10 protein-coding genes are annotated in these 7,879 nt (G+C 57.1%); 6 read left to right on the top strand and 4 right to left on the bottom strand.

Annotated elements, in window-relative coordinates; translation table 11 throughout:
- Positions 1 to 155 precede the first annotated feature (155 nt).
- Positions 156 to 470: a tyrosine-type recombinase/integrase gene (locus ABD837_RS22685; protein WP_345059165.1), complete on the top strand. Its 315-nt coding sequence runs from the start codon at positions 156 to 158 to the stop codon at positions 468 to 470.
- Positions 471 to 491: 21 nt separating this feature from the next.
- Entirely contained in the window at positions 492 to 1,277 is a 786-nt protein-coding gene (locus tag ABD837_RS22680) for a hypothetical protein (RefSeq protein WP_345059163.1), read from the top strand.
- 50 nt (positions 1,278 to 1,327) lie between these two features.
- Here the strand turns inward: ABD837_RS22680 and ABD837_RS22675 are convergent, their stop codons facing one another.
- Positions 1,328 to 1,579: a hypothetical protein gene (locus tag ABD837_RS22675; RefSeq protein WP_345059160.1), complete on the bottom strand. Its 252-nt coding sequence runs from the start codon at positions 1,577 to 1,579 to the stop codon at positions 1,328 to 1,330.
- An 88-nt stretch (positions 1,580 to 1,667) separates the two neighbouring features.
- Positions 1,668 to 2,246, bottom strand: a complete 579-nt coding sequence (locus tag ABD837_RS22670; RefSeq protein WP_345059158.1) for a recombinase family protein — start codon at positions 2,244 to 2,246, stop codon at positions 1,668 to 1,670.
- Between the two features lie 560 nt (positions 2,247 to 2,806).
- Here ABD837_RS22670 and ABD837_RS22665 point away from each other — a divergent pair.
- Together ABD837_RS22665 and ABD837_RS22660 are read left to right on the top strand one after the other, a co-directional pair.
- On the top strand, positions 2,807 to 3,226 hold the full coding sequence (locus tag ABD837_RS22665; RefSeq protein ID WP_345059157.1) for a hypothetical protein: 420 nt from the start codon (positions 2,807 to 2,809) through the stop codon (positions 3,224 to 3,226).
- An 89-nt stretch (positions 3,227 to 3,315) separates the two neighbouring features.
- Positions 3,316 to 3,684 carry a hypothetical protein gene (locus ABD837_RS22660; protein ID WP_345059155.1) on the top strand — a complete coding sequence of 123 codons (369 nt, stop codon included), beginning with the start codon at positions 3,316 to 3,318 and terminating at the stop codon, positions 3,682 to 3,684.
- A 118-nt stretch (positions 3,685 to 3,802) separates the two neighbouring features.
- Here the strand turns inward: ABD837_RS22660 and ABD837_RS22655 are convergent, their stop codons facing one another.
- Both ABD837_RS22655 and ABD837_RS22650 read right to left on the bottom strand, forming a co-directional pair.
- Complete coding sequence (locus tag ABD837_RS22655) at positions 3,803 to 4,006, bottom strand: hypothetical protein (RefSeq protein ID WP_345059153.1); 204 nt, start codon at positions 4,004 to 4,006, stop codon at positions 3,803 to 3,805.
- A 72-nt stretch (positions 4,007 to 4,078) separates the two neighbouring features.
- Positions 4,079 to 4,378 (bottom strand): hypothetical protein, encoded by a 300-nt coding sequence (locus ABD837_RS22650; RefSeq protein WP_345059151.1) that lies wholly within the window; start codon positions 4,376 to 4,378, stop codon positions 4,079 to 4,081.
- A gap of 251 nt (positions 4,379 to 4,629) precedes the next feature.
- On the opposite strand from ABD837_RS22650, the gene gndA reads away from it, so the two are divergent.
- Both gndA and zwf read left to right on the top strand, forming a co-directional pair.
- Positions 4,630 to 6,129 (top strand): NADP-dependent phosphogluconate dehydrogenase, encoded by a 1,500-nt coding sequence (gene gndA / locus ABD837_RS22645; RefSeq protein WP_345059149.1) that lies wholly within the window; start codon positions 4,630 to 4,632, stop codon positions 6,127 to 6,129.
- A gap of 196 nt (positions 6,130 to 6,325) precedes the next feature.
- Positions 6,326 to 7,855: a glucose-6-phosphate dehydrogenase gene (gene zwf / locus ABD837_RS22640; protein ID WP_345059147.1), complete on the top strand. Its 1,530-nt coding sequence runs from the start codon at positions 6,326 to 6,328 to the stop codon at positions 7,853 to 7,855.
- Positions 7,856 to 7,879 lie beyond the last annotated feature (24 nt).

Below are 7,879 nucleotides of genomic sequence, written 5' to 3'. Positions count from 1 at the left end.
CCATGCACTACACTTTGACCAAACTGGCTGCGTAACATCAGTAAATAAGGAGCTACATAGAGATTCATCAGTACATTCGTAAAGCATCTCTACTGCTCTACCAGCACCGGCAGCGCAATAACTGCTGGATACTCTACGCTGCGATGGTGCCGCTCATGTGCAAGGCCTTGCGCTACCTGCGCGAATCGCAGGAGGAAAACGGCATCGATGGCTTTTTCAACTATGCCGACCAATACGCCAATCGGCAGTTGCATGAGATAGCGGCCGTGCTCGGCATCCAGACGCACCTGCACCACCACGTGGGCCGCGAGACGTTTGCCACCAACTTCATCCGACACGGCGGCAACACGTTAGTGCTCCAGAAGCTGATAGGTCACTCCAAGGTCAGCACCACGCTGAAGTGCGTGCACGTGGACGAGGAGACGAAGCAGAAGGCAATTGATAGAATGGATGCACTAGACGGTGAATAATTCGCACCCTATCTTGGCTTTATGAAAATTCCGTTCGACAAGATTCTACTCTGGTTTCTACCCTACTCGTATCTAGTTTCCATCTGTTACTATTGGGGGTACTGGGGCACATTTAATATCAATGCTTTCAGTTACCATGAAATATCAGATATAGTAAAGGGAGTTATCTCGCCTATTAGCACGCCATTAGGCTCCCTCATGGTAATAGGTTTGATGATGCTAGTTAGTGAAGCGGCTAGTGATAAAGTCCAAGCCTATTCTAATAAAGCAATTGTAATTGCATCATTCGCCGTTGTCGGTACTTTATGGGCTTTCTTAAACTTTGGTTTAAAATATTTTTTCGATGAACACCCAAGTATTGAAGGGCAATCTCTAAACTTCATACGCATGGCTAGTGTCATACTGTACATGTATGGCGCTTTCAGACTTCACGTAAAAATCACTATAGCTAGCAGCTATGTCACAAAAGACAACTACAAATGGTGTGTGCCACTGGTTTTTTTCGCTTGCTTGCTACCAGGCAATGCATTCAAAACGGGTAAGGACACGGCACTCCGTATCGTACAGAATACTGAATTCACTTATGTAATAGCAGAGTCTTTGGTAACGCCAAAAAAGAACTTCTATAAATATCTAGGCAAAGCTGGAGACGTTCATATCCTGCTTACTCTAGACAATTCACGCCACATCATTTTACCAGTCGATAAGTTATCTCCCTTTATTGCAGAGAAGTACTCTCTTCTTGACTTACCAAGTATGAATCGATTCAGAAAGCATATTATACAGCTTCGAGCTAACTCAAAATAATGCTCATAGTGAAGACAAAAGCCCCGTTCCAGCATTGGAACGGGGCTTTTTCATGTCAAGCGCTGGCCGGCCTGCCGGAAATAATTGACGGGCCCACCCAGGGCAATCGGGCGCTGTCGGAGGACGCGCGGCTGAGTGGCCTGCGCCGTGCTCTGGGTGGAATCCGTTTGGGGAGCCTGCGAGGCAGGTTTGGTGGTGCTGGCCTTCTGCTGCGCAGTGGCGGGGGCCATGTTGGCGGTGCGCTCATTGGCACCGAGCATAGCGGCTGCCATGGCGGCGAGAGCGAAGAGTTGACGCTTCATTTGGAATGATGAAAGTGAGGAGTTGAATACGGTTTGGGATTCAAAACTCCTCACCCACCGCCGCGAAGCGAAGGACAGAAAATAACCTCTACTCCAGGTACTTGGCCACGGTGCTAGCCGACATCTTCATGGCCTTGCCGATGGCGTAGTTCGACATGCCCCCACCCTCCAACCGGCGTATCTGCTCAATCTCAGCCTGGCTTTTCGTCGGCGGCCCCATCTTCACGCCCTGCGACACTTTGCGGGCCATGCCGGCTTTGGTGCGCTCGCTGAGGCGCACCCGTTCCTGCTTGGCCAGCGTAGCCAGTATCGACACGATGGCATCCTTGAACAGCCCGGTCGAATCCAGGTACTGCTCAGTGAACGACTTGTAGCCCACACCCCAGCTCTCTAGCTGGTTCAGGTACTGGAGCGTGGGCAGCGCGCCCTCGCGGCTGAAGCGGTCGAGGCTCCAGAACAGCACCATGTCAAACTTGCGGCGGTGGGCATCGGCAAACATTGCCTTGAACTGCGACCGCTCTCCGGTACCGCCCGATTCCTCCTCGACATACTCCTTATATATAGAGTGGCCGAGCGCGCCGGCGTAGCGCACTAGGTCGGGCACCTGGTTCTCGGTGCTTTGGCCTTTGTCTTTAGTCGAAACCCTGGCATAGATGGCTACTCTCATAAATTAACGCTTGCCTAATACTACGCTTATAATGTAGACACCAATGAGTATGGTCAGAATTAATCCCCAATTGTTTTTTAACGCTTCTTTATAGGAAGAGAGAAAACTCCCCACGAACACGAAAATCAGCACTAGCAGTATTATACCGCCCAAAATAAAATGAAAAGTGGTATTAGCGACTGAGGGTTGGTAATAGATTCCAAGTAGCATTCTTTAGGGGGGGTACTTTGACCAAATTAATAGTTGTAAGCTACACCCAAAATCTCATCCAATAAGGGCCCGGATAATGGAGCATTCAAGCACCCTCGTTTTTGCAGGCGAAAAGGCCGTTTTTGAGGTCATTTTTACCAATCGTTGTTGGACTCCTTGTTGTTACCTCATTGCTCAGCGCAGCAAAACCAATTAAGGCATCACCGCCAATTGGTTTTGCCTTCTAATGCCTACCTCTTAATTGCACCAACGACTTCAACTAATTACCAAAACCCAGCTAGCCCAACAACAACGCCAGAACTAATTCATACGCAGCATACAATAACCAAAACGGTGGACGTTGTTGGGGCATGGATGCAGTATCGGAACAACTCAATGCGCTACGGGCGCTCGTCAGGCTTGCGGCGGAAGCTGACGGAGCGGCTGGCTTCCTGGCAACCGTTGAAAACGACTTTGCTGGTCCTGAAAAAGACTTTACCGGAGGTGGCAAAGACTTAGCCCCGGCCGGAGAACTCTTTGCCACACCCGGCAAAGCCTTTACCAGCTATAAAAAAGCCTTTGTCAAGGCGCGCAAAGGCTTTGCCAGGCGTGAAAAAGACTTTACCAAGACTGGCGAAGGATGTATCATCTCCAGTGCAGCCTTTGTTGGCGCGGAAAAGGCCTTTCGCCGGGCACGCCAAGCCTTTGCGCGCCTAGGCGAAGATGCCTGTCGGGTTACCAGGAGGAGTTACTGGATGGAACCCAGCGCCCTCCTGCCGCGCCCGGGTTGAGGCGATACGCGCCGCCCGGCTACTCGAAAGCTCATTCCAATCCAGCAGGTTATTGTTCATCTTCCACCTTTTTCCTTTCTCAAAGTACCATGGCATTTATCCAACGCGAATCGGCCGAGCTAACTGCGGCCACCAAGCGCATGAACGGCCTCACCGCCATCGACCCCACCGGCCAGCTCGACCTGGGCAACGGCCACACCATGCCGGCTTATCAGAGCCAAATGGACGTCGTGAAGACCAACCTTGACTCGTATAACAAAGCCCGCAAGGAGCTCGACGCCCACAAGAACCTGCTCGACGCCTCCGAGCAACTGTTGCGGAAAAAGTCGAGCGCCATCCTTGCCGCCGTGGGGTTGAAATACAGCAAGGATAGCAGCGAATACGAGCAAGCGGGTGGCGTGCGCGACAGCGACCGCAAGAAGCCCGTGCGCAAGGCCAAGCCCGCGACCAAACCCTAACCGTTCGCTGCGGCCCGCTTAAAGCCGCTTTCCTCGCGTGAGGGAAGCGGCTTTTTTGTGTCTAGTCCTCGGATTGTGGGATGAGAGTCAATTTCAATAGGTCGTTATGCTTACAAACCTACCGCTTCTCCCACCTTGCGGCAAACTCCTGTTTGCTGCAATGCATCCACAGGCGGGAAACTGGGTTGACGATGATGACTTCGGCCGGGCGCTCATCGTCGGCGGGGCTCATGCCTAGTTCCAGCTCGTATTCCTGGCCGCTGCGGAAACCGCCGTAGCCATCCATGCCGCGAAACATATACTTCTTTTTCTGAAATTCCATGCGGCAAAGGTAGCGCCAGGGCGCACGGCGTTGCCACTGGGGCGGGCCGTTTTGAGGGCTGTTTTGGTAGGGTTAAAGGCTGGCCGGGCCGGTTTCGGCATCCACTTCCACGGGGAAGTAGCTTTGCTCGAACAGGGTGTGCTGGCACACGTGCAGCTCGCCGTTGGGCTCCGTAATTATCCAGTCGCTGGCAAACACCGTGAGGGTGCCTTGGCGGGCGTGCACGAAGGCGTGCGGTGGCACTGGCAGCAGCCCACCGCCACCGGGGAGACCCGCCGATTCGCTGCTGACGCCGGGCAGCTCGTGGCCTGGAAACCACTGCGTGGCCTCGATGGGCTTGGCTCCGGGCGTAGGTCGGATAAAGTAGGGCATAAGGCAAACGGGCGCGCAGGAATGCCGCAACCCGTGCGGCGACCAAAATACCTGGGCAAGGTCCGGGGCAGCTGGTGAATGTTGAATGAGGGCAACGGTACCGCCCCCCCGGGCCGTACATTGGGCGCGGCAAAGCCGCAATGGCCCATCGGTTCCCCGAAACCGGCCCTGACAGGGCCAACATCGGCGGGCCGTTTGGGCTTGTATGGCTGCGCTTTTCCTTCCGACACCTTATCCCTACGCATTTCCTGATGAGTAACCCTCCCTCCCGCCCTTCCTTCGGCATGATTGGCCTTGGCACCATGGGCCGCAACCTGCTGCTGAACGTGGCTGACCACGGCTTCCCGGTTTCGGGCTACGACAAAGACGCCACCAAAGTGGCCCTGCTGGCCAAGGAAGGCCAGGGCAAACCCGTGACGGGCTACGCCGACCTGGCCAGCTTCATCGGCAGCCTGCAAACGCCCCGCGCCGTGATGCTGCTGGTGCCCGCCGGCCCCATCGTGGATGCCGTGGTGGCCGAGCTCACGCCGCTGCTCGCCCCCGGCGACCTCATCATCGACGGCGGCAACTCGCACTTCACCGACACCGAGCGGCGCGCCAAGTCCCTGGGTGAAACCGGCTTCCACTTCTTCGGTATGGGCGTGAGCGGTGGCGAGGAAGGGGCCCGCTTCGGCCCGAGCATGATGCCCGGCGGCGACAAGGAGGCCTACCGCGTGGTGCAACCCATGTTCGAGGCCATTGCGGCACAGGTGGGTGGCGAGCCCTGCGTGACGTACATCGGTCCGGGCGCGGCCGGCCACTTCGTGAAGATGGTGCACAATGGCATCGAGTACGGCCTGATGCAGCTTATCGCCGAAACCTACGGCGTGCTGAAAACCGGCTTGGGAATGGATAACGCGGCCATTGGCGAGGTATTCGCGCAGTGGAACGCGGGCCGCCTGCAAAGCTTCCTGCTCGACATCACGAAGGATATTTTCGTCTTTAAAGCGCCCAATACCGACCACCTGCTGCTCGACGACATCAAGGACGAGGCCCGCTCGAAGGGTACCGGGAAGTGGACGTCGCAGGTAGCCATGGATTTGGAAACGCCGCTTTCCACCGTCGATACGGCCGTGGCGATGCGCAATCTGTCGAAGTACAAGGCGCTGCGCGAGCAGCTACAGACCTTATATGGCCCCGTAGCCGGCGCGCTGCCGGTGGAGCGCGAGGCGCTTCTGGCGCAGCTGGAGCAGGCGTTCTACTTCAGCATGGCCATTACTTATGCCCAGGGCATGCAGCTGCTCAGCCGCGCCTCGGTAGAATTTAAGTATGAGCTGAACCTGGCTGAAATCGCCAAAATCTGGCGCGGCGGCTGCATCATCCGCTCGGGCTTCCTCACCGAGATTTACAACGCCTACCAGCACACGCCCACCCTGGAGCACCTGCTACTCGACGAGCAGGTGCGCGCCGTGGTGAGTGGCGCCGTGCCCGGGGCCCGCGCCGTAGTGGCTGCGGCCGCCACCGCCGGCTTGGCCGTGCCGGCCTACATGGCTTCGCTGAGCTACTTTGATGCCTTCCGCACCGGCCGTTCTTCTTCAAACTTAATTCAGGCCCAACGCGACTATTTCGGAGCGCACACCTACGAGATTATCGGCAAGGAAGGCGTTTTCCACACGCAGTGGACACCGGAGATGGAGGACGCCCGCAACAAGAAGGACGCGCAGGTAGACGAGCACGGCCCGATTAAGGAGCCCGTGCAGCCGAATAGCTAGGCCCAATGCGCCGGTCTGCCCGCCCTAGGCGGGCAGACCGGTTGAAGCACCACCGGTTCTGACCTGATTGATTATGGCCAAATTGGGACAGGCCCATGCAATACCGATTTCGTTCGTCCCTCAACTGGTCAGCCCGCCTAGGGCGGGCAGACCGGAGGACGTTACTCCCTCAACCTCATTTCCGCCCCTTTTCGGCATGAACACAACCGCCACCACTATTCCGCCCACCGTCTTCGTCATTTTTGGCGGCACCGGCGATTTGAACGCCCGCAAACTCTCTCCGGCGCTGTATAATTTGTTTCTCGACGGCTGGCTGCCGGCGCAGTTTGCCATCATCGGCACGGGCCGCACCAAGCTCACCGATGAGGAATTCCGGAAAAACCTGCTAGCCGACCTTAACCAGTTTTCGCGTAGCGGCAAAGCCAAGAAAGAGTCGTGGGACCAGTTTGGGCCCCACATTCAATACCAAGCTTCGGATGTGAAGGCTCCGACCGCCTATGAGGAGCTGAGCCAGCGGATTGCGGCGCTGGAGAAAGAATGGGGCACGCCGGCTAACATCATTTACTACCTGGCGGTGGCGCCCGAGTTCTTCCCCATCATCGCCACGGGCATTGCCAAAACCCACCCCGATACTGACCCCAACCGGGTGCGCATCGTGATTGAGAAGCCGTTTGGGCACGATTTGGAGTCGGCCCGGGCGCTGAACCAGCTGCTGGCCGAGCACTACCAGGAGAAGCAGATTTACCGCATCGACCACTACCTGGGCAAGGAAACGGTGCAGAACATTATGGCCTTCCGTTTCGCCAATGCGATTATGGAGCCGCTCTGGAACCGCAACACCATCGAGCATGTGCAGATTTCGGTGACGGAGCAGCTGGGCGTGGGCGAGCGCACCGGCTACTACGACAACTCGGGCGCGTTGCGCGACATGATTCAGAACCACCTGCTGCAGCTGCTGTGCCTGGTGGCCATGGAGCCGCCCGTGAACTTCACGGCTGACGAGGTGCGCAACCGCAAGGTGGACGTGCTGCGGGCCATGCGCCGCTTCACGCCCGAAACGGTGCGCGAAGCGGCCGTGCGCGGGCAGTACGGCCCGGGCTGGATTGAGGGCCAGCAGGTGCCCGGCTACCGCGAGGAGCCCGGCGCGAATTCGACTTCCAGCACCGAAACCTTCGCGGCCGTGAAGTTTTTCGTGGACAACTGGCGCTGGCAGGGCGTGCCTTTTTACCTGCGCACGGGCAAGCGCCTGCACCGCTCGGCGTCCATTATCACGATTCAGTTCAAGGACGTGCCGCACGTCATTTTCCCGGCCGAAACGGCGGAGGGCTGGCGCAAAAACCGCCTCATCATCAGCATTCAGCCCGAAATGAGCATCCGGCTGCAGGTTCAGGCCAAGCGCCCGGGCCTCGACATGATGCTGAACACCGTGGACATGGTGTTCGACTACGACGGTACCTACACCACCGAAGCCCCCGAAGCCTACGAAACCCTGCTGCTCGACACCATGCTCGGTGACCAGACGCTGTTTATGCGCGGCGACCAGGTTGAGGAGGCCTGGGACCTCGTGATGCCCATCCTCACCTCCTGGCAGAACCGCCCCAGCATGAGTTTCCCCAACTACTCGGCCGACTCATGGGGCCCCGAAGTGGCCGAAGCGCTGATTGCCCGCGACGGTTTCCACTGGTTCACGCTGCCGCTGAAAGGCGGCGACAAGAAAAAAGCCTAAGCTGCAGGTAGAGACGCCTACTTG

The sequence above is a fragment of the Hymenobacter glaciei genome (genome assembly GCF_039539585.1).
Classification (GTDB): domain Bacteria; phylum Bacteroidota; class Bacteroidia; order Cytophagales; family Hymenobacteraceae; genus Hymenobacter; species Hymenobacter glaciei.
This window is presented reverse-complemented; position numbering and strand designations above follow the sequence as displayed.

What these genes read in the sequence shown, in the direction of transcription:
- ABD837_RS22685 (WP_345059165.1), top strand. Translation starts at nt 156, where the DNA reads ATGTGCAAGGCCTTGCGCTACCTGCGCGAATCGCAGGAGGAAAACGGC.
- ABD837_RS22680 (WP_345059163.1), top strand. Translation starts at nt 492, where the DNA reads ATGAAAATTCCGTTCGACAAGATTCTACTCTGGTTTCTACCCTACTCG.
- ABD837_RS22675 (WP_345059160.1), bottom strand. Translation starts at nt 1,579, where the DNA reads ATGAAGCGTCAACTCTTCGCTCTCGCCGCCATGGCAGCCGCTATGCTC.
- ABD837_RS22670 (WP_345059158.1), bottom strand. Translation starts at nt 2,246, where the DNA reads ATGAGAGTAGCCATCTATGCCAGGGTTTCGACTAAAGACAAAGGCCAA.
- ABD837_RS22665 (WP_345059157.1), top strand. Translation starts at nt 2,807, where the DNA reads ATGGATGCAGTATCGGAACAACTCAATGCGCTACGGGCGCTCGTCAGG.
- ABD837_RS22660 (WP_345059155.1), top strand. Translation starts at nt 3,316, where the DNA reads ATGGCATTTATCCAACGCGAATCGGCCGAGCTAACTGCGGCCACCAAG.
- ABD837_RS22655 (WP_345059153.1), bottom strand. Translation starts at nt 4,006, where the DNA reads ATGGAATTTCAGAAAAAGAAGTATATGTTTCGCGGCATGGATGGCTAC.
- ABD837_RS22650 (WP_345059151.1), bottom strand. Translation starts at nt 4,378, where the DNA reads ATGCCCTACTTTATCCGACCTACGCCCGGAGCCAAGCCCATCGAGGCC.
- gndA (WP_345059149.1), top strand. Translation starts at nt 4,630, where the DNA reads ATGAGTAACCCTCCCTCCCGCCCTTCCTTCGGCATGATTGGCCTTGGC.
- zwf (WP_345059147.1), top strand. Translation starts at nt 6,326, where the DNA reads ATGAACACAACCGCCACCACTATTCCGCCCACCGTCTTCGTCATTTTT.